The following is a 20,459-nucleotide window of genomic DNA, read 5'->3' as shown; positions in this document are numbered from 1 at the left end:
CTGAGCAGTGCGAAGGCTAACGTCGGGCGTTATGGATACCGCCGGAAAGCCCGGGATGCTCGTAGTAATCGGTCGGCGCGTTGGGGCCTGACCAGCTTTTCGGCATTTGAAGCGATCCAGCACCAACGCGCAACCCTCGTGCAGCAGCTGAGCTGACGGGGGTTTTTTCTTGCCCACAGCGAGACCCCAGAGTGAATAAGGACCAAACGACAGTGAGCGCTCCCACCAGGCCGCACACCCCGCAGCCACCCAGCGCGGCCGACATCGCCTCGGACGCGGTCAAGCCCGCCGCAAAGCCCCCCGCCGTCGGATCGAAAGGTGTTGCGCCGCAGCGACTCACCGGCGCACAGTCGGTCATCCGGTCACTGGAGGAACTCGGCGTCGAGGTCATCTTCGGAATTCCCGGCGGCGCCGTGCTTCCCGTGTACGACCCGCTGTTCGACTCCAAGAAGCTGCGCCACGTGCTGGTGCGCCACGAGCAGGGTGCCGGGCATGCCGCCAGCGGCTACGCGCACGCCACCGGCAAGGTCGGGGTGTGCATGGCGACCTCGGGTCCGGGCGCGACCAACCTGGTGACCCCGCTGGCCGACGCGCAGATGGACTCGATCCCCGTGGTCGCCATCACCGGGCAGGTCGGGCGTTCGCTGATCGGGACCGACGCGTTCCAGGAGGCCGACATATCCGGCATCACGATGCCGATCACCAAGCACAACTTCCTGGTCCGCTCGGGTGACGAGATCCCGCAGGTGATCGCCGAGGCGTTCCACATCGCCGCGACCGGGCGTCCCGGCGCGGTGCTCGTGGACATCCCCAAGGACGTGCTGCAGGGCCCGTGCACGTTCAGCTGGCCGCCTCGCATGGACCTGCCCGGCTACAAGCCCAACACCAAACCGCACAGCCGGCAGATCCGGGAGGCCGCCAAGCTGATCGCGGCCGCCCGCAAGCCGGTGCTCTACGTGGGCGGCGGCGTCATCCGCGGCGAGGCGACCGAGCAGCTGCGCGAGCTGGCCGAGCTGACCGGCATCCCGGTCGTCACCACGCTGATGGCCCGCGGCGCCTTCCCGGACAGCCACCGCCAGCACCTGGGCATGCCGGGCATGCACGGCACGGTCGCGGCGGTGGCGGGGCTGCAGCGCTCCGACCTGCTGATCGCGCTGGGCACCCGGTTCGACGACCGGGTCACCGGCAAGCTGGACACCTTCGCGCCGGAGGCCAAGGTCATCCACGCCGACATCGACCCGGCCGAGATCGGCAAGAACCGGCACGCCGACGTGCCGATCGTCGGCGACGTCAAGGCGGTCATCACCGAGCTGATCGCGATGCTGCGCCATCACGGCGTCGCCGGCAAGATCGACATGACCGACTGGTGGGCCTACCTGGACGACGTCAAGTCGACCTACCCGCTGAGCTACGGCCCGCAGAGCGACGGCAGCCTGAGCCCGGAACTCGTGATCGAGAAGCTGGGCGAGATCGCCGGTCCCGACGCGGTGTACGTCGCCGGCGTCGGTCAGCACCAGATGTGGGCGGCGCAGTTCATCTCGTATGAGAAGCCGCGCACCTGGCTCAACTCCGGGGGGCTGGGCACCATGGGGTTCGCCGTCCCGGCGGCCATGGGCGCCAAGATCGCCCGCCCCGACGCCGAGGTCTGGGCGATCGACGGCGACGGCTGCTTCCAGATGACCAACCAGGAACTGGCCACCTGCGCGATCGAGGGTGTGCCGATCAAGGTGGCGCTGATCAACAACGGCAACCTGGGTATGGTGCGCCAGTGGCAGACCCTGTTCTACGAGGAGCGGTACTCGCAGACCGACCTGGCAACCCACTCGCATCGCATCCCGGACTTCGTCAAGCTGGCAGAGGCGCTGGGCTGCGTCGGATTCCGTTGCGAGCATGCCGAAGACGTGGCGGACGTCATCGCCCGGGCGCGCGAGATCAACGACCGCCCGGTGGTGATCGACTTCATCGTCGGCGCCGATGCCCAGGTGTGGCCGATGGTGGCCGCCGGCACCAGCAACGACGAGATCCAGGCGGCCCGCGGCATCCGGCCGCTGTTCGACGACGAAAGCGAGGGGCACGCCTGATGAACCTCACCTCACACACGTTGTCGGTGCTGGTGGAAGACAAACCCGGTGTGCTCGCCCGCATCGCGGCGCTGTTCTCCCGGCGCGGATTCAACATCGAGTCGCTGGCCGTCGGCCCGGCCGAGCAGAAGGACATGTCGCGGATGACGATCGTGGTCTCCGCCGAGGAGACCCCGCTCGAGCAGGTGACCAAGCAGCTCAACAAGCTGATCAACGTCATCAAGATCGTCGAGCTCGACGATGACAACGCGGTGTCGCGCGAGCTGGCGCTGATCAAGGTGCGCGCCGACGCCGGCACCCGCAGCCAGGTGATCGAGGCGGTGAACCTGTTCCGCGCCAAGGTGATCGACGTGTCGCCGGAGGCGCTGACCATCGAGGCCACCGGCAACCGCGGCAAGATCGAGGCGCTGCTGCGGGTGCTGGAGCCGTTCGGTGTCCGCGAGATCGTCCAGTCCGGAGTGGTGGCGTTGTCGCGCGGTCCGCGCGGCATGGGCACCAAGTAGATTTCAGCTGTTGCGAACGAGAAGGAGATAGGGAACGTGCCATCCGAGGCATTGGAGATGTTCTACGACGACGACGCAGACCTGTCGATCATCCAGGGCCGCAAGGTCGGTGTGATCGGCTACGGCAGCCAGGGGCACGCCCACGCGCTGAGCCTGCGCGACTCCGGCGTGCAGGTGAAGGTGGGCCTCAAGGAGGGTTCGAAGTCCCGGGCGAAGGTCTCCGAGCAGGGCCTGGAGGTCGACACCCCCGCCGAGGTCGCCAAGTGGGCCGACGTGATCATGCTGCTCGCGCCCGACACCGCGCAGGCCGAGATCTTCACCAACGACATCGAACCCAACCTCAAAGACGGCGACGCGCTGTTCTTCGGGCACGGGCTCAACATCCACTTCGGGCTGATCAAGCCCCCGGCCGAGGTCACCATCGCGATGGTCGCTCCGAAGGGGCCGGGTCACCTGGTGCGCCGGCAGTTCGTCGACGGCAAGGGCGTGCCGTGCCTGATCGCCGTCGACCAGGACCCCACCGGAAAGGGCCAGGCGCTGGCGCTGTCCTACGCCAAGGGCATCGGCGGCACCCGCGCGGGCGTCATCAAGACCACCTTCAAAGACGAGACCGAAACCGACCTCTTCGGCGAGCAGGCCGTGTTGTGCGGTGGCACAGAGGAATTGGTGAAGACCGGCTTCGACGTGATGGTGGAGGCAGGATACCCGCCGGAGATGGCGTACTTCGAGGTGCTGCACGAGCTCAAGCTGATCGTCGACCTGATGTACGAGGGTGGCATCGCCCGGATGAACTACTCGGTGTCCGACACGGCCGAGTTCGGCGGGTACCTGTCGGGCCCGCGCGTCATCGACGCCGGCACCAAGGAGCGGATGCGCGAGATCCTGCGCGACATTCAGGACGGCAGCTTCGTCAAGAAGCTGGTCGCCAACGTCGAGGGCGGCAACAAGCAGCTCGAGGAACTGCGCAAGCGGAACGCCGAGCATCCCATCGAGGTCACCGGCAAGAAGTTGCGCGAGCTGATGAGCTGGGTGGACCGCCCGATCACCGAGACGGCCTAGCCCCGGGGCCGCTGCGCCGACGCGAGCCGCCCTGCGACCGCCACCACCCGGCGGGCCAGGTGGTCGAGGGCGTTCGCGGTGGTCTCGTCGATGATCTCGATGTTGTCGTGGGTGGAGACCAGGCTCACCCCGTAGGGGTTGCCGTCGACGAACTTGGACGGATCGGTGTATCCCGGTGGCACGATGATGCCGCCGAAATGCATCAGCGTGAGGTAGAGGGTGACCAGCGTGGTCTCCTGCCCGCCGTGCAGGGTGTTCGACGACGTGAAGGCCGCATACACCTTGTCGGCCAGCTTGCCCTGTGCCCACAGCCCGCCCAGCGAGTCGAGGAAGGCGCGCAATTGCGCTGCGGGGGAGCCGAAGCGGGTCGGTGAACCGAAGATCACCGCATCGGCCCACACGATGTCGTCGCCGGTGGCCGCGGGAAGATCCTTGGTCGCTTCGTAGTTCGCTGTCCAGGCCGGGTTGTGGGCAAACGATTCCGGGTCGTGGGTCTCGACGACGTGGCGCACCCGGACCTCGGCGCCGGCGGACTCGGCCGCGGCGGCGACGCGGCGGGCCATCGTGGTGCCGTGCCCGGTGGCCGAGTAGTAGATGACTGCGAGTCTGGTCACCGCAACAGCATAGGCACGAGGGTGGCCCCGGCAACATGCCGTCGCGAAAGGTATTGGCGCCGCATGTAAGCCATTGGGTGTGGGCGTCACGCGCGACGATGCGCCGACCGTCCGCCGCCGGTGAAAACCGCAGCCGATAGGCTGGCCGCGTGAACCTGCCTGTTGTATTGATCGCCGACAAACTCGCCCAATCCACCGTCGCCGCGCTCGGGGACCAGGTCGAGGTGCGCTGGGTGGACGGGCCCGACCGGGAGAAGCTGTTGGCCGCGGTGGGGGAGGCCGACGCGCTGCTGGTGCGCTCGGCCACCACGGTCGACGCCGAGGTGCTGGCGGCGGCCCCCAAGCTGAAGATCGTGGCCCGCGCCGGGGTGGGGCTGGACAACGTCGACGTCGATGCCGCCACCGAGCGCGGGGTGCTGGTGGTCAACGCCCCGACGTCCAACATCCACAGCGCCGCCGAGCACGCCATGGCCCTGCTGCTGGCCGCGGCCCGCCAGATCCCGGCCGCCGACGCCTCCCTGCGCGCCCACACCTGGAAGCGGTCGTCGTTCTCCGGCACCGAGATTCTCGGCAAGACCGCCGGCATCGTCGGGCTGGGCCGGATCGGGCAACTGGTCGCCCAACGGCTCGCGGCCTTCGGGGCGCACCTGGTCGCCTACGACCCCTACGTGTCGGCGGCCCGCGCCGCGCAGTTGGGCATCGAACTGCTGTCGCTGGACGACCTGCTGGCCCGCGCCGACTTCATCTCGGTGCACCTGCCCAAGACGCCCGAGACGGCGGGGCTGATCGGCAAGGAGGCGCTGGCCAAGACCAAGCCGGGTGTCATCATCGTCAACGCCGCGCGCGGCGGCCTGGTGGACGAGGCCGCGCTCGCCGAGGCCATCGTCAGCGGCCACGTCCGCGGCGCCGGGCTCGACGTCTTCGCCAAGGAGCCGTGCACCGAGAGCCCGCTGTTCGAGCTGCCGCAGGTGGTGGTGACGCCGCACCTGGGCGCGTCCACGGCCGAGGCCCAGGATCGGGCCGGCACCGACGTCGCGGCGAGCGTCAAGCTGGCGCTGGCCGGGGAGTTCGTCCCCGACGCGGTCAACGTCGGCGGCGGCGCGGTCAACGAGGAGGTCGCGCCCTGGCTGGACCTGGTGCGCAAGCTGGGGGTGCTGGCCGCCGCCCTGTCCAGCGGCCTGCCGGCGTCGGTGTCGGTGCAGGTGCGCGGCGAGCTGGCCGCCGAAGACGTCGACGTGCTGCGGCTTTCGGCGCTGCGCGGGTTGTTCTCGGCGGTCATCGAGGACACCGTGACGTTCGTCAACGCGCCCGCGCTGGCCGAGGAACGCGGCGTGACCGCCGAGATCACGAAGGCCTCGGAGAGCCCCAACCACCGCAGCCTCGTCGACGTGCGGGCGGTCGGCCCGGACGGCTCGACCGTCAACGTGGCCGGCACGCTCTCGGGCCCGCTGCTGACCGAGAAGATCGTGCAGATCAACGGCCGCAACTTCGACCTGCGCGCCGAGGGCACCAACCTGGTGATCAACTACGTCGACCAGCCCGGGGCGCTGGGCAAGATCGGCACCCTGCTCGGTGGCGCCGGGGTGAACATCCAGGCCGCGCAGCTCTCCGAGGACGCCGAGGGGCCGGGAGCGACCATCCTGCTGCGGCTGGACCGGGACGTCCCCGCGGAGGTGCGCTCGGCGATCGCGGCCGCCGTGACCGCCAACAAACTCGAAGTGGTCGACCTGTCGTGAGGCGCGCATGAAGCTCGCCGTCATCGCCGGCGACGGGATCGGTCCCGAGGTGGTGGACGAGGCGGTCAAGGTGCTCGACGCGGTCCTGCCCGGCGTGCAGAAGACCGACTACGACCTGGGTGCCCGGCGTTATCACGCCACCGGCGAACTGCTGCCGGAATCGGTGCTGGCCGAACTGCGCCAGCACGACGCCATCCTGCTCGGGGCGATCGGCGACCCGTCGGTGCCCAGCGGCGTGCTGGAGCGGGGGCTGTTGCTGCGCATGCGCTTCGAGCTCGACCACCACGTCAACCTGCGGCCGTCCCGGCTCTTTCCGGGCGTGCGCAGCCCGCTCGCCGGAAACCCGCAGATCGATTTCGTGGTGGTGCGCGAGGGAACCGAGGGGCCCTACACCGGCACCGGCGGCGCGATCCGCGCCGGAACGCCCCACGAGGTGGCCACCGAGGTGAGCCTGAACACCGCGTTCGGGGTGCGTCGCGTCGTCGTCGACGCGTTCGAACGCGCCCGGCGGCGGCGCAAGCACCTCACGCTGGTGCACAAGACCAACGTGCTGGCGTTCGCCGGCAAGTTGTGGTCGCGGATCGTGGCCGAGGTCGGCGCGGAATACCCCGACGTGGAGGTGGCCTATCTACACGTCGACGCCGCCACCATCTTCCTGGTCACCGATCCGGGGCGCTTCGACGTGATCGTCACCGACAACCTGTTCGGCGACATCATCACCGACCTGGCCGCGGCGGTGTGCGGCGGAATCGGCCTGGCGGCCAGCGGAAACATCGACGCCACCCGCGCCAACCCGTCGATGTTCGAGCCCGTGCACGGTAGCGCGCCGGACATCGCCGGGCAGGGGATCGCGGACCCGACCGCGGCGATCATGTCGGTGGCGCTGCTGCTGGCCCACCTGGGGGAGAACGACGCTGCCCTCAGAGTCGATCGGGCCGTCGCGGCCTATCTGTCGACCCGCGGGAACGAACGGCGCTCCACCGGCGAAGTCGGCGAACGGATTGCCGCCGCGCTCTAGGCTCCAGCCCGGGCGGGAGGAGGCGTACAGGCACCAACGGCACCGCCAGCAACGGGAACACGCCACACAGGGCCCAGGCGACGGGATACTTCGACGCCGTGATCAGCGCACCGAACATCGGTGGCGCGGCGGCCGCCATCAGCCGCTGCGTGGTGTTCTGGATGCCCAGGGCGCGGCCGCTCCAGAACGGCCCGGCGAACTCGGTGATCGCGGTCGCCTCCAGCCCGTTGTCGAGCACCGCGAGCACCGAGATGGCGATCATGAGCGGCACCTGGTAGGCCGAGTTCAGGTGATCGGCCCACGTGAGCAGGAACAGGGTCACCGCGGCCGCACCGGCGATGATGCGGACCGGCCGCATCCGTGAGCCGATCCGGTCCGACCAGCGGCCCACCATGATGCGGCCCGCGGCGCCCAGGAGCTGCGAGACGGTGACCATGGCGCCGGCGCCCGCGATGGACCAGTGCAGGTTGTTGATCAGCCACACCAGCATGAACGTCACGGTGACCGTCTGCGGCATCATCAGCAGACCGGCCACCGCGTGGATGCGCGGCAGCATCAGCGACCCCCGGTAGGGGCTGACCAACTCCTGATCGGTGGCCGCCTGCCGGGACTTTCGCGGCGGGTCGACGATCCCGATGGCCGCGGCCACCGCAGCCATCGTGCACGCGAAGGCCGGGAACATCAGGCCCGATCGCGGGCCGTGTTCGGCGAGCTCGGGAATCACCATCGCGCCCAAGGCGATTCCCAGCGGCTGAGCGGTTTGGCGGATGCCCATGGCCAGGCCGCGCTGGTGCGGCGGGAACCACGCGGACACCAGCCGTCCGCCGGCGCTGTTGCAGCTCGCGGCGGCCATGCCGCCGAGGAACAGGTACATGCCGGTCAAGAACATCGAATGAACCGACGCCGCGGAATAACCCGCCAGCGCCGTCAGCGCCGAACCCGCGGTCAGCACGATGCGCTCGCCGACGCGGTCCAGCACGTAGCCCCAGAGCACCAGCGTGACGACCATGCCCCAGCTGGGCATCGACGACAGCAGACTCGCCTCGGTCAGCGGGATCCCATAGGCAGCCTGCAGCGACGGGATCAAAAAGGCGATGCCGTTGATGAACAGGAACGAACTCGCCGTCACCCCCAGAGAAATGGCCATGATCGACCATCGGGCGCCTGCACTGAGTTGGCCCGTAGACCCCGGCTCGGTCGGCATCTGCCCATGGTTACACACGCGGCTGGGACGTCTCCGAAAGCGCAGGCCCGAGGGCGCGCCACGCCCGGCTGCGCCGCGCTCGCGATCGTCACTAGGCTCAAGCGAATGCGCCTTGGTCGAATCGCCAGCCCCGACGGCGTCGCCTTCGTCAGCATCGAGGGTGACCCCGACGACCCCGCCGGAATGATTGTCCGCGAGATCGCCGAGCACCCGTTCGGCACGCCGACCTTCACCGGCCGGTCGTGGCCGCTGGCCGACGTCCGGCTGCTGGCGCCGATCCTGGCCAGCAAGGTGGTCTGCGTCGGCAAGAACTACGCCGACCACGTCGCGGAGATGAGCAACATGACCGGCCCCGCGCCGGCAAACCCGGTGATCTTTCTCAAGCCCAGCACGGCGATCATCGGACCGAACGTGCCGATTCGCCTGCCGGCCAACGCATCACCGGTGCACTTCGAGGGCGAGTTGGCGGTGGTCATCGGCCGGGCCTGCAAGGACGTCCCGGCCGCCAAGGCCGCCGAGAACATTCTCGGCTACACCATCGGAAACGACGTCTCGGCGCGCGACCAGCAGCAGGCCGACGGCCAGTGGACCCGGGCCAAGGGGCACGACACCTTCTGCCCGATCGGGCCCTGGATCGTCACCGATCTCACACCGCTGGACCCGGCCGACCTCGAACTGCGCACCGAGGTCAACGGGGAGACCAAGCAACACAGCCGAACCTCGCTGATGATCCATGACATCGGCGCCACCGTGGAATGGATCTCGGCCGTGATGACGTTGCTGCCCGGCGACCTGATCCTCACCGGGACGCCCGCGGGTGTGGGTCCCATCGAGGACGGCGACACCGTCTCGGTCACCATCGAGGGAATCGGCACGCTGAGCAATCCCGTAGTCCGCAAAGGAAAGTCGTGACCTCCACCACCAACGTCCGCGTCCGGTTCTGCCCGTCGCCCACCGGCACCCCGCATGTCGGGATGGTCCGCACCGCCCTGTTCAACTGGGCCTATGCCCGACACACCGGCGGCACCTTCGTGTTTCGCATCGAGGACACCGACGCCCAGCGCGACACCGAGGAGAGCTATCTGGCGCTGCTCGACGCGCTGCGCTGGCTCGGCCTCGACTGGGACGAGGGGCCCGAGGTCGGCGGCCCCTACGGGCCCTACCGGCAGTCGCAGCGCAAGGACATCTACCGCGACGTGGTGGCCCGGTTGCTCGAAGCTGGTGAGGCCTATTACGCCTTCTCCACGCCGGAGGAGGTCGAGGCGCGGCACATCGCCGCCGGCCGCAACCCCAAGCTCGGCTACGACAATTTCGACCGGCAGCTGAGCGACGCGCAGCGCTCGGCGTTCCTGGCCGAGGGCCGTAAGCCCGTGGTGCGCCTGCGGATGCCCGACGAGGACCTGCGCTGGCACGACCTGGTGCGTGGGCCCACCGCCTTCGCGGCGGGCAGCGTGCCCGATTTCGCGCTGACCCGCGCCAGCGGAGATCCCTTGTACACCTTGGTCAACCCGTGCGACGACGCGCTGATGAAGATCACCCATGTGCTGCGGGGGGAGGACCTGCTGCCCTCGACGCCCCGTCAGCTCGCGCTCTATCGGGCGCTGATCCGCATCGGCGTCGCCGAGCGGACCCCGGAATTCGCGCACCTGCCAACCGTGTTGGGGGAGGGGACCAAGAAGCTCTCCAAGCGTGACCCGGAGTCGAACCTGTTCACCCACCGGGAGCGGGGTTTCATCCCCGAGGGGCTGCTGAACTACCTGGCGCTGCTCGGCTGGGCGATCGCCGACGACCACGACCTGTTCAGCCTCGAGGAGATGGTCGCCGCGTTCGACGTCGTCGACGTCAACTCCAACCCGGCCCGTTTCGACCAGAAGAAGGCCGACGCGCTGAACGCCGAGCACATCCGGATGCTCGACCCCGACGACTTCACCGCCCGGCTGCGCGACTACTTCGGCGCGCACGGCCGTCGCACCGGCCTGGACGACGCCGGTTTCGCCGCGGCGGCCCGGCTGGTGCAGACCCGCATCGTGGTCCTCGGCGACGCCTGGGAGCTGCTGAAGTTTTTCAACGACGACGAATACGCCCTCGACCCCAAGGCCGCCGCCAAAGAGCTCGGCCCGGACGCCGACGCGGTGCTGGACGCGGCCCTGGCCGCGCTGGACGGGGTGCCGGAGTGGACGGCGACGCACATCGAGGACGCGCTCAAAGGCGCGCTCATCGAGGGGCTGGGGCTCAAACCGCGCAAGGCGTTCGGCCCGATCCGGGTGGCCGCCACCGGAGCGACGGTCAGCCCGCCGCTGTTCGAGTCGCTGGAGCTGCTCGGCCGCGACCGCAGCCTGCTGCGCCTGCGGGGCGCGCGCACCGGATAGGTAGGAACGACGGGCGTGCGGAATGCGCCCGAAGTCTTTGGTAGTCTGCACTGCGGTTCACAAAGGCCGACAACAGCTGGCAACGGCGGTTCCGCGGGGTGGCTTGCGCCGCCCGTGATCGCTCCGACCAGCGGTTTCAGGCCGACAGTGGGGTATGGTGTAATTGGCAACACAGCTGATTCTGGTTCAGCCATTCTAGGTTCGAGTCCTGGTACCCCAGCAAAAGATGCCAGCAGAAGATGCGAGCAAAACCTGCTCACCGCAAGCGATTAGGTGGGCTTAGCCGGGTGAGCTATGCTGGCAGCTCGGATCGGTTCTGGCCCCGTCGTCTAGCGGCCTAGGACGCCGCCCTCTCACGGCGGTAGCGTGGGTTCGAATCCCATCGGGGCTACAAAAACCGTTCACCGGTCACTCGCCGGCCGATCCCAGCACGGCCGGTGCGGTGGAACCGCCCACCGGCATGTGCGGCAGGCCGAGCTTGCGGTGGTCCCACGAGCGGGCGCGGCGGGGGACGACGCGCACGCACACCCGCTTGTTCATCATCTGCTCGACGAACGGCTTCATCTCGTCGGTGTAGGGGCCGGTGTAGCGCTCCCACACGCTGACCCCCACGCGGTGGGAGACCTCGGGGTCGTCGATGATCTCCGCCACACCCTCGAAGGAGACGCCGCGCAGGGTGTCGTAGGGTGCCCGTCCTCGATCAGGAAGCTGACCCGCGGATCCCGCCGTAGGTTGACCGCCTTCTGCGACTTGGCTTTGGTCTCCAGCCAGATCTCGCCGTCGACGACGGCGTACCACATGGCGGTCAGGTGCGGCTGGCCGTCGGAGCCGACGGTGGCCAGCGTGCCGGTGCGGCTCTTGACGACGAAGTCGGCGATCTCGTCCTCGGACATGACGATGCTCGCGCGCTGATTGGTTCCCATGGGTAGTCAGTCTGGCAGGCGCCGCCCGCGCAACCCGCTGCGAGTCCGCACTCGGCGATTCAGAGCCGACGGGTCATCGCCTCGGCGGCCGCCAGCAGGTCGGCGGCCCAGCGCACCCCGGGGCGCCGCCCGATCCGGTCGATCGGCCCGGACACCGATATCGCGGCGACGACGACCCCGCGGCCGTCGCGCACTGGAGCCGACACGCTGGCCACCCCCGGCTCCCGCTCGGCGACGCTCTGCGCCCAGCCGCGCCGGCGCACCTCGGCCAGTGTCCGGTCGGTGAATTTCGCCATCGGCAGAACGGACTTCTGGGTCGCCGCGTCGCTATGGGCTAGTAGAACTTTGGCCCCCGATCCCGCCGTCATCGGCAACCGCGCCCCGACCGGGACCGTATCGCGAAGGCCGGCAGCCGGTTCCAGAGCGGCCACGCAGACGCGCGAGGTGCCCTCGCGGCGGTACAGCTGGACGCTTTCGCCGGTGGTCTCGCGCAGTTCGGGGAGCACGGCCGCGCCGGCGGCCAGCAGGGGATCGTGCACGCGGGTCGCCAGTTCGCTGACCGCGGGTCCCAGGCACCAGCGCCCGTCGTCGTCGCGTGCCACAAGGCGGTGCACTTCGAGGGCAGCCGCCAGCCGGTACGCGGTGGCCCGGGGCAGGCCGGTGCGCTCGCAGAGTTCTGCTAACCCGCATGGCGATTCGGCAAGGGTGTGCAGGACGCCCACCGCTTTGTCGAGGACGCCGATGCCGCTATGCTGTCTCACGAAGAGATATTAGCGTCTCGTATAGTGAGATCACCAGCCCGGATCGGGCGGCGGGGCGCGGACGAGGCGAATCGAGACGAGGGCGAGATGGAATCACAGATCAAGGCGGCTCACGCGGGCACGCCGCGCACCCTGGCCGAAAAGGTTTGGGACGACCACGTTGTGGTATCCGGTGGCGGTCCAGAACAAGGCGGGGCGCCCGACCTGATCTACATCGACCTGCATCTGGTGCACGAGGTGACCAGTCCCCAGGCCTTCGACGGCCTGCGCCTGGCCGGCCGCCCGGTGCGCCGGCCCGACCTGACGCTGGCCACCGAGGACCACAACGTGCCCACCGTCGACATCGACAAGCCGATCGCCGATCCGGTGTCGCGCACCCAGGTCGAGACATTGCGGCGCAACTGCGAGGAATTCGGGGTCCGTCTCTACCCGATGGGCGACATCGAGCAGGGCATCGTGCACGTCGTCGGGCCCCAGTTGGGGCTGACGCAACCGGGAATGACGGTCGTCTGTGGCGACAGCCACACCTCCACCCACGGCGCGTTCGGGGCGCTGGCCATGGGCATCGGCACCTCGGAGGTCGAGCACGTCCTGGCCACCCAGACGCTGCCGTTGCGTCCGTTCAAGACGATGGCGGTCAACGTGGATGGTCGGCTGCCCCACGGCGTGGCCGCAAAAGACGTCATCCTGGCGCTGATCGCCGAGATCGGCACGGGCGGCGGGCAGGGCCACGTCATCGAATACCGTGGCAGCGCGATCGAATCGCTGTCCATGGAGGGCAGGATGACGATCTGCAACATGAGCATCGAGGCCGGAGCCCGGGCGGGGATGGTGGCGCCGGACGACACCACCTACGAGTTCCTGCGCGGCCGGCCGCACGCGCCGACCGGTGCGGACTGGGACGCCGCGATGCGGTACTGGCAGCAGCTGCGCACGGACCCCGGCGCCGTCTTCGACACCGAGGTACACCTCGATGCAACGTCGTTGAGCCCGTTCGTCACTTGGGGAACCAATCCCGGCCAGGGGGTGCCGTTGGCCGCTACCGTCCCGGATCCCGAGCAGCTGGCCGACGAGGGCGATCGGCGTGCCGCCGAGAAAGCCTTGGCGTACATGGACCTTCAACCGGGCACTCCCATGCGCGACATCGCGGTCGATGCGGTGTTCGTCGGGTCGTGCACCAACGGCCGTATCGAAGATCTGCGTGCGGTGGCCGACGTGCTGCGCGGCCGCAAGATTGCCCGGGGGGTTCGGATGCTCGTCGTGCCCGGCTCGATGCGGGTCCGCGCACAGGCAGAAGCCGAAGGGCTGAATGAGATTTTCACCACAGCGGGGGCGGAATGGCGGCAGGCCGGGTGCTCGATGTGCCTGGGAATGAACCCGGATCAGCTCGCGCCGGGGGAGCGGTGCGCGGCGACGTCCAACCGCAACTTCGAAGGCCGGCAGGGCAAGGGCGGCCGCACACATCTGGTTTCGCCGGCCGTGGCCGCGGCCACGGCGGTTCGCGGAAGATTGTCCGCGCCAGCGGACCTGAACTGAACGACTGACAAGGGGACGAGCATGGAAGCCTTTCGCACCCATACCGGTATCGGCGTGCCGTTGCGGCGCTCCAACGTCGACACCGACCAAATCATTCCGGCGGTCTTTTTGAAGCGTGTCACCCGAACCGGCTTCGAGGACGGGTTGTTCGCCACGTGGCGCTCGGATCCCTCTTTCGTGCTGAACCTCAGCCCCTTCGACCGGGGCTCAGTTCTGGTCGCCGGACCCGATTTCGGGACGGGCTCGTCGCGCGAGCATGCGGTGTGGGCACTCATGGACTACGGATTCCGGGTCGTCATCTCCTCGCGCTTCGGCGACATTTTCCGGGGCAACGCGGGCAAGTCGGGCCTCTTGGCGGCAGAAGTTTCCCAGGACGGCGTCGAACTGCTCTGGAAGCTCATCGAGCAGAGCCCGGGGCTGGAAATCACTGCCAATCTTCAAGATCGAAATATCATCGCTGGAACGGCGGTGCTGCCGTTCAAGATTGACGATCACACTGCCTGGCGACTGCTCGAGGGACTCGACGATATAGCCCTTACGCTGCGGAAACTCGACGAGATCGAGACCTTCGAGGCCACCCGCCCCGAGTGGAAGCCGCGCATTTCGCCCACCCGATGAGGCCGTGCCGGGCGCCGAATTCGGGCCCCGTCGACCGCGGCGGCCAAGCCGATTTCGGGGGTGCCCCACGAGTCAAGGGCGGCAACCGGATTGCGAAATTGACGCTCGGCAGGCCCTGAAATTGCGCGTGGCTCTTGGAAATTTGCCCGGTGAAGGTTTACCGTGTCCACTAGTCGGTTCCCGAAAACGAGGACCAACGGCTTCGGAGGGTATGGATGAACAAAGCAGAGCTCATTGACGTGCTCACAGAGAAAATGGGCTCGGACCGTCGGCAGGCCACCGCCGCCGTCGAGAATGTCGTCGACACCATCGTGCGTGCGGTGCACAAGGGCGACAGCGTCACCATCACCGGGTTCGGTGTTTTCGAACAGCGTCGGCGCGCGGCGCGGGTTGCCCGCAATCCGCGTACCGGCGAGACGGTGAAGGTGAAGCCCACGTCCGTCCCGGCATTCCGGCCCGGTGCCCAGTTCAAAGCGGTTGTCTCTGGGGCGCAGCGCCTCCCGGCGGAGGGTCCCGCCGTCAAGCGCGGTGTCGTAGCCGCGGGTGCGGCCAAGAAGGCGGCGGCGAAGAAGGCCCCGGCCCGCAAGACGGCCGCCAAGAAGACCGCCGCGACCAAGGCCCCGGCGGCGAAGAAGGCCGCGACCAAGGCTCCGGTCAAGAAGGCCGCCGCGACCAAGGCCCCGGCGGCGAAGAAGGCCGCGACCAAGGCTCCGGTCAAGAAGGCCGCGGCGACCAAGGCTCCGGTCAAGAAGGCCGCGGCGACCAAGGCTCCGGTCAAGAAGGCCGCGGCGACCAAGGCTCCGGTCAAGAAGGCCGCGGCGACCAAGGCTCCGGTCAAGAAGGCCGCGGCAACGTCGCGGCGCGGCCGCAAGTAGGCAGTCCACAGCGGAAACCCTTCGGGGGCAGCGATGCCCCCGAAGGGTATTCGCGTCTCAGGCGCGCACGTTGGCGGCCAGCGCGCCGCCGATGTGGTCGGCCGCCGTCAGCCGTCCGTCCGACAGCGACAGCACCCAGGTGCTGCCCTTGTGGTTGCGCGCCTTGTCGGGCTTGAGGCCATCGCGTTCGCACCACCAGGCGATCAGATCGGGAATCACCTTGCCCTGGGTGCAGATGACAGGGGTCCCCGGTTGCGCGGCGATCTGCAGGACGCGCTCGCGGCCGCGATCCCGGTCCGCGGCGTAGGACTCCTCGGTCAGGGCGGTCTCGGAGTGGATGGGCACGCCGAGTTCGGCCGCAAGCGGTTCCACCGTCTGGTGGCAGCGCACCCGGTCGGCCGCGTAGACGTCCGTGGCGCCGAAAGCCATCAGTTGCGGGACCAGCGCCTCGGCCTGGGCCCTGCCCCGCTTGTCGAGCGGCCGCAGGGCGTCATCGCCGGCGAAACGTGATTTGCTGCCCGCGGTGCCGTGCCGGACCACGAGCACCGTGTGGGTGTCTGCCGGGTCCTTGGCGAAGCGGCGCAACACTTTCCGGTCGTGTGGGTAGCTCACCCTGGCGATGGCGTCGGCGGCCGGCAGCCAGATCAGCTCGTCGACCTCCTTGCCCGGCGCGAACTCGCCGCCGGTGCTGCGTGCCGCCCAGTAGTACACCTTCTTGGTGCCTTGGGAGATGGGGTAACTCACCGAGGTGAGCCGCCGGCCGAGAACGGCGTGGTGACCGGTCTCCTCGCACACTTCCCGCACCGCGGCCACCGGCGCCGTCTCACCGGGGTCGACTTTGCCCTTGGGCAGCGACCAGTCGTCGTAGCGGGGGCGGTGGATGACGGCGATCTCGACGCCCGGGCCCGACGCACAGGGCCGCCACAGCACCGCGCCCGCTGCGTAGACGATCCGGCTCCCCGGGCGCCGATCGGCGGGCGGGGTCTGGGTCGGCAACTTCGCTCCTGCAGGTCAATTCGGCTGGGCGTGGTCGCCCCCCGGTGTGACCTGGAAAGCTACCACACGGCCTCAGGAGCTCCGGTGCCGCTCCATCAGCCACTCCTGGTGGTCGCGAACCGTGTGGCCGTCGTGCGGCATCGCCGTCCATTGGCCGTCGGCGCGCAACTCCCAGCAGCGAGTGGACGGATCCAGAGCGGACTCGAACAGGTCGTTCAGCTGCGGGGTGAGCTTGGGGTCCTTGACCTGAGCCAGCACCTCGACGCGCCTGTCGAGGTTGCGGTGCATCATGTCGGCGCTGCCGATCCAGAACTCGTTGATGTTGCGGAAATGGATGATCCGCGAATGCTCGAGGAAGCGGCCGAGGATCGAACGGACGACGATGTTCTCGGAGAAGCCTTCCGCGCCGGGGCGCAGGGCGCAGATGCCGCGTACCACTATCTCGACCCGCACCCCGGCCTGCGACGCGCGGTAGAGCGCATCGATGACCTGCTCGTCGACGAGTGCGTTCATCTTTATCCGAATCCGCCCGCCACCACGCTCCTGGTGCGCGGCGATCTCGCGGTCGACGCGTTCGATGATGCCGGTGCGAATTCCGTGGGGAGCCACCAAAAGGTTGCGGTAGGACAACTTACGCGAATAACCGGTCAGCGAGTTGAACAAGTCGGTCAGGTCCGCGCCGATGTCGGGGGCCGCCGTCAGCAGCCCGATGTCCTCGTACAACCGCGCCGTCTTGCTGTTGTAGTTGCCCGTCCCGATGTGGCAGTAGCGCCGGATCGCCGAACCCTCGCGCCGCACCACCAGGCAGGTCTTGCAGTGCGTCTTGAGCCCGATCAGCCCGTACACCACGTGTACGCCCGCCTGCTCGAGTTCGCGGGCCCACCGGATGTTGGCCTGCTCGTCGAAGCGCGCTTTGAGCTCAACCAGTGCCACCGCCTGCTTTCCGGCCTTGGCGGCCTCGATCAGCGCGCGGACGATGGGCGAGTCGCCCGAGGTGCGGTACAGAGTCTGTTTGATCGCCAGCACGTCGGGGTCGGCGGCGGCCTGCTCGATGAAGCGCTGCACGCTGGTGGAGAACGAGTCGTAGGGGTGGTGCACCAGCACGTCGCCTTCGCGCAGCGTCGAGAAGATGCTCCTGGGCGTTTCCCGGTCGGCGAAGGCGGGATGCGTATCGGGAACGAACGCCGCGTCTTTGAGGCCCGGGCGGTTCAGGCCGTAGATCTGCCACAACGACGAGAGGTCGAGAAGACCGGGCACCTCGATGACGTCACCGGGGTGCACGTCGAGTTCGCGCAGCAGCAACTCGAGCATGCTCTCCGTCATGTCGTCGGCGATCTCGAGGCGCACCGGCGGACCGAAGCGCCGGCGCGCCAGTTCCCGCTCCATCGCCTGCAACAGGTCCTCGTCGCGGTCTTCCTCGACCTCCATGTCGGCGTTGCGGGTGATGCGGAAGGCGTGATGCTCGACGATCTCCATGCCGGGGAAGAGCTCCGGAAGGAAGGCCGCGATCAGTTCCTCCATCGGCAGGTACCGCACGACGTCCGGGCCGTCGATTCCCCATTCGGGGCTGTCGAGTTCGACGAAGCGGTCGACGTTGTTGGGCACCTTCACCCGGGCGAAGTGCTGGCTGCCGTCCTCGGGTTGCCGCACGCTGACCGCCAGGTTCAGGCTCAAGCCGCTGACGAACGGGAACGGGTGGGCGGGGTCGACGGCCAGCGGCGTCAGAACGGGGAAGACCTGCTCGGTGAAATAGGCGGACAACCGCCCGCGTTCGGGCTGATCCAGATCGGCCCACGTGACGATGTGGATGCCCTCGGCGGCCAGGGCCGGCCGGACCGAGTCGAGGAACACCCGCGCGTGCTGGCTGGCGATCTTCTGGGTCTGCTCGCCGATGACGGCCAACTGCTCGCGCGGTGTCAGGCCGTCGGCGGAGCGCACCGACAGCCCCATCTCGTCGCGACGTTTGAGGCCCGCCACCCGCACCATGTAGAACTCGTCGAGGTTGGAGGCGAAGATCGCCAGGAATTTGGCCCGCTCCAGCAGGGGCAGGGAGCTGTCGGCGGCCAGCGCGAGAACGCGCGCATTGAAGTCCAGCCAGCTGAGTTCCCGGTTGAGGTAACGGTCTTCCGGCAGATCGGTGGTCGCCGCCTGGGTGGTCGCCGGTGGTGCCGACACGGCGGGGTCACCCGCATGCCATACGCTCTCGTCGGGAAGGGGTTCGGCTTCGGTATCGGTCACGAAGAGATCATTGCTCATCACCCCCGTGTGCTGCTAGCGCCGGACATACATCCATCCGCCGTTGGCGCGAAGTTCATCGAACGGGCGAGTCCGCCGGGCGGTCGGCATCACTGCTGGGCGACCGCCCGGGCGGTCGCCGCCCCGACCCCGAGGCGCCGCGCGGCCGTCAGGTCGGCCGGCGTGTCCACGTCGCAACGCAGACCCGGCCACGCGCCCGTCAACTCGATCGCGCCCGAACGACGGTGCCGCGCCGAGGAATCCGGGCCGAACCGGGGGTCGAGCGGTGCTCCGAACGCGCACAGCGCGGAGGTCCCCGTCGCCAACCGGTCGGCGACGAAGCTGCGGCGGTAACCGCGCGCGGCGGCGATCGCCTCCGCCAGTTCCCGGGACTGCAGTGCGGGCAAATCTCCTTGCAGCACAACGGTATTGGCGAACCTGCCGGACACCGACCGCTCGGCGGCGGCGATCGCGTTGTTCAGCGGGTCGCCGTGCCCGTCGGGGGTCGGGTCGGCCAGCACGTCGGCGCCGAGCCCGGCCGCCGCGGCCCCGGCGACCTCGTCGGGCGTGATGACGGTGATCGAACCCAGCGCCGGCACCGCGGCCGCGGCCGTCAGGGTGTCCACGAGCATGGCCAGCACCACCTTCTCGCGGGCCGGCGCCGACAACACGGGGGCCAACCTGGTCTTGGCGGCGGCCAGTCGCTTGACCGCGATGATCAACGCGACGTCGCCTCCGCAGTCGCCCCCGGTGCCGGTCATGAGGTCATCCTGCCAGGGCGCAGCCTCCGGCGGTCCCGCCCGGCACCCTCGCCCGGCTACTGTGGAGCGCCGGGCGACGGTTCGGTGTCGCGACGACAGACAGGGGCGCCAATGGCCGGTACCGGGGGCGACGGCGGGGTCGCGGTGATGGGCGCCGGCGCGTGGGGCACGGCGCTGGCCAAGGTCCTCGTCGACGCCGGGGGACCGGGGGCGGCGGTCAAGCTGTGGGCCCGGCGCGCCGACGTGGCCGAGCAGGTCAACGCCACCCGGTACAACCAGGACTACCTGCCCGCAACGTTGCTTCCGCCGGGCATCCGCGCCACCGCCGACGCGTCCGAGGCGCTGGCGGGTGCATCCACGGTGCTGTTGGGTGTTCCTGCCCAGACGATGCGGGCCAACCTCGAGCGGTGGGCGCCCCTGGTGGCCGACGGCGCCACCCTGGTCAGCCTGGCCAAGGGCATCGAGTTGGGCACCCTGATGCGGATGAGCCAGGTCATCGTCTCGGTGACCGGTGTGGACCCGGCGCAGGTCGCGGTGATCTCCGGGCCGAACCTGGCCGGTGAGATCGCCGCGGGCCAGCCCGCGGCCACGGTGGTGGCCTGTAGCGACTCCGGCCGTGCGGTGGCCCTGCAGCGGATGCTCAACAGCGGGTACTTACGCCCCTACACCAACAGCGACGTGGTCGGCACCGAGATCGGTGGCGCCTGCAAGAACGTCATCGCGCTCGCGTGCGGGATGGCGGCCGGCGTCGGGCTGGGCGAGAACACCGCGGCCGCGATCGTCACCCGCGGCCTGGCCGAGATCATGCGGCTGGGGATAGCGCTCGGCGCCAAGGGCGCGACCCTGGCCGGGCTGGCCGGGGTCGGCGACCTGGTGGCCACGTGCACGTCGCCGTATTCGCGCAACCGCTCGTTCGGCGAACGCCTGGGCCGCGGCGCGACCGTGCAATCGGCGCTGCGGGCCGGCGAGGGGGACACCGTGGTCGAGGGGGTGACGTCGTGTGAATCGGTCCTGGCGCTGGCCTCCAGCTACGACGTCGAGATGCCGCTCACCGACGCCGTGCACCGGGTCTGTCACAAGGGGCTGTCGGTGGACGCCGCGGTGGCCCTGCTGCTGGGCCGCAGCACCAAGCCCGAGTGAGGGCGACCCGCGAGCCGCCCAGCCGGTAGC

At 69.1% G+C, this 20,459-nt stretch carries 17 protein-coding genes, 2 tRNA genes and 1 pseudogene; 13 read left to right on the top strand and 7 right to left on the bottom strand.

Annotated features, from left to right (window positions below; genetic code table 11):
• The first annotated feature begins 212 nt into the window (after positions 1 to 212).
• The 3 genes from AB8998_RS20870 to ilvC are packed head-to-tail and all read left to right on the top strand — an operon-like array spanning position 213 to position 3,643.
• Entirely contained in the window at positions 213 to 2,081 is a 1,869-nt protein-coding gene (locus AB8998_RS20870) for an acetolactate synthase large subunit (protein ID WP_369739592.1), read from the top strand.
• Positions 2,081 to 2,584 carry an acetolactate synthase small subunit gene (gene ilvN, locus AB8998_RS20865; RefSeq protein WP_369739591.1) on the top strand — a complete coding sequence of 168 codons (504 nt, stop codon included), beginning with the start codon at positions 2,081 to 2,083 and terminating at the stop codon, positions 2,582 to 2,584. Before AB8998_RS20870 ends, ilvN begins: the two co-directional genes overlap by 1 nt.
• Positions 2,585 to 2,641: 57 nt before the next feature.
• On the top strand, positions 2,642 to 3,643 hold the full coding sequence (gene ilvC / locus AB8998_RS20860; RefSeq protein ID WP_369741683.1) for a ketol-acid reductoisomerase: 1,002 nt from the start codon (positions 2,642 to 2,644) through the stop codon (positions 3,641 to 3,643).
• Here the strand turns inward: ilvC and wrbA are convergent.
• A complete protein-coding gene (gene wrbA, locus AB8998_RS20855; protein ID WP_369739590.1) occupies positions 3,640 to 4,257 on the bottom strand; it encodes an NAD(P)H:quinone oxidoreductase in 618 nt (205 codons plus the stop codon). The genes ilvC and wrbA overlap by 4 nt on opposite strands.
• 149 nt (positions 4,258 to 4,406) lie before the next feature.
• On the opposite strand from wrbA, the gene serA reads away from it, so the two are divergent.
• On the top strand, positions 4,407 to 5,993 hold the full coding sequence (gene serA / locus AB8998_RS20850) for a phosphoglycerate dehydrogenase (RefSeq protein ID WP_369739589.1): 1,587 nt from the start codon (positions 4,407 to 4,409) through the stop codon (positions 5,991 to 5,993).
• Between the two features lie 7 nt (positions 5,994 to 6,000).
• Positions 6,001 to 7,011, top strand: a complete 1,011-nt coding sequence (locus AB8998_RS20845) for a 3-isopropylmalate dehydrogenase (RefSeq protein WP_369739588.1) — start codon at positions 6,001 to 6,003, stop codon at positions 7,009 to 7,011.
• Here the strand turns inward: AB8998_RS20845 and AB8998_RS20840 are convergent.
• Positions 6,914 to 8,215 (bottom strand): MFS transporter, encoded by a 1,302-nt coding sequence (locus AB8998_RS20840; RefSeq protein ID WP_369739587.1) that lies wholly within the window; start codon positions 8,213 to 8,215, stop codon positions 6,914 to 6,916. The two genes, AB8998_RS20845 and AB8998_RS20840, sit on opposite strands and share 98 nt — an antisense overlap.
• Positions 8,216 to 8,320: 105 nt before the next feature.
• Here AB8998_RS20840 and AB8998_RS20835 point away from each other — a divergent pair, with 105 nt between their 5' ends.
• The 4 genes from AB8998_RS20835 (at position 8,321) to AB8998_RS20820 (ending at position 10,975) form a co-directional block, all read left to right on the top strand.
• Positions 8,321 to 9,127, top strand: coding sequence for a fumarylacetoacetate hydrolase family protein (locus AB8998_RS20835; RefSeq protein WP_369739586.1), 807 nt, complete (start codon positions 8,321 to 8,323; stop codon positions 9,125 to 9,127).
• On the top strand, positions 9,124 to 10,584 hold the full coding sequence (gene gltX, locus AB8998_RS20830) for a glutamate--tRNA ligase (protein ID WP_369739585.1): 1,461 nt from the start codon (positions 9,124 to 9,126) through the stop codon (positions 10,582 to 10,584). The genes AB8998_RS20835 and gltX overlap by 4 nt, the downstream gene beginning before the upstream one ends.
• 148 nt (positions 10,585 to 10,732) lie before the next feature.
• Positions 10,733 to 10,804: transfer RNA gene (locus tag AB8998_RS20825), tRNA-Gln, on the top strand.
• A gap of 98 nt (positions 10,805 to 10,902) precedes the next feature.
• A tRNA-Glu gene (locus tag AB8998_RS20820) sits at positions 10,903 to 10,975 on the top strand.
• A 17-nt stretch (positions 10,976 to 10,992) separates the two neighbouring features.
• On the opposite strand, the pseudogene AB8998_RS20815 reads toward AB8998_RS20820, so the two are convergent.
• A pseudogene (locus AB8998_RS20815) lies at positions 10,993 to 11,507 on the bottom strand (PPOX class F420-dependent oxidoreductase).
• A gap of 59 nt (positions 11,508 to 11,566) precedes the next feature.
• Positions 11,567 to 12,268: an IclR family transcriptional regulator gene (locus AB8998_RS20810; RefSeq protein ID WP_369739584.1), complete on the bottom strand. Its 702-nt coding sequence runs from the start codon at positions 12,266 to 12,268 to the stop codon at positions 11,567 to 11,569.
• Between the two features lie 87 nt (positions 12,269 to 12,355).
• Here AB8998_RS20810 and leuC point away from each other — a divergent pair, with 87 nt between their 5' ends.
• The 3 genes from leuC to AB8998_RS20795 all read left to right on the top strand — a co-directional run bounded on the left by leuC (position 12,356) and on the right by AB8998_RS20795 (position 15,297).
• Positions 12,356 to 13,804, top strand: a complete 1,449-nt coding sequence (leuC, locus tag AB8998_RS20805; RefSeq protein WP_369739583.1) for a 3-isopropylmalate dehydratase large subunit — start codon at positions 12,356 to 12,358, stop codon at positions 13,802 to 13,804.
• A gap of 21 nt (positions 13,805 to 13,825) precedes the next feature.
• On the top strand, positions 13,826 to 14,422 hold the full coding sequence (gene leuD / locus AB8998_RS20800) for a 3-isopropylmalate dehydratase small subunit (RefSeq protein WP_369739582.1): 597 nt from the start codon (positions 13,826 to 13,828) through the stop codon (positions 14,420 to 14,422).
• Between the two features lie 215 nt (positions 14,423 to 14,637).
• On the top strand, positions 14,638 to 15,297 hold the full coding sequence (locus tag AB8998_RS20795; protein WP_369739581.1) for an HU family DNA-binding protein: 660 nt from the start codon (positions 14,638 to 14,640) through the stop codon (positions 15,295 to 15,297).
• 57 nt (positions 15,298 to 15,354) lie between these two features.
• Here AB8998_RS20795 and mutT1 read toward each other — a convergent pair whose 3' ends face one another.
• From mutT1 to cofC, 3 genes are all read right to left on the bottom strand, one after another.
• Positions 15,355 to 16,293: an 8-oxo-(d)GTP phosphatase MutT1 gene (gene mutT1 / locus AB8998_RS20790; protein WP_369739580.1), complete on the bottom strand. Its 939-nt coding sequence runs from the start codon at positions 16,291 to 16,293 to the stop codon at positions 15,355 to 15,357.
• A 72-nt stretch (positions 16,294 to 16,365) separates the two neighbouring features.
• Positions 16,366 to 18,552 (bottom strand): RNA degradosome polyphosphate kinase, encoded by a 2,187-nt coding sequence (locus AB8998_RS20785; protein WP_369739579.1) that lies wholly within the window; start codon positions 18,550 to 18,552, stop codon positions 16,366 to 16,368.
• 86 nt (positions 18,553 to 18,638) lie between these two features.
• Complete coding sequence (cofC, locus tag AB8998_RS20780; RefSeq protein ID WP_369739578.1) at positions 18,639 to 19,289, bottom strand: 2-phospho-L-lactate guanylyltransferase; 651 nt, start codon at positions 19,287 to 19,289, stop codon at positions 18,639 to 18,641.
• Between the two features lie 111 nt (positions 19,290 to 19,400).
• Here cofC and AB8998_RS20775 point away from each other — a divergent pair, with 111 nt between their 5' ends.
• The gene (locus AB8998_RS20775; protein WP_369739577.1) at positions 19,401 to 20,429 is read left to right on the top strand and encodes an NAD(P)H-dependent glycerol-3-phosphate dehydrogenase; all 1,029 of its coding nucleotides are present in this window, start codon (positions 19,401 to 19,403) and stop codon (positions 20,427 to 20,429) included.
• Positions 20,430 to 20,459 lie beyond the last annotated feature (30 nt).

The sequence above is a fragment of the Mycobacterium sp. HUMS_12744610 genome (assembly GCF_041206865.1).
Classification (GTDB): domain Bacteria; phylum Actinomycetota; class Actinomycetes; order Mycobacteriales; family Mycobacteriaceae; genus Mycobacterium; species Mycobacterium servetii.
Note: the sequence above shows the minus strand (reverse complement) of the source record. Positions and strands in the feature narration are given on the sequence as shown.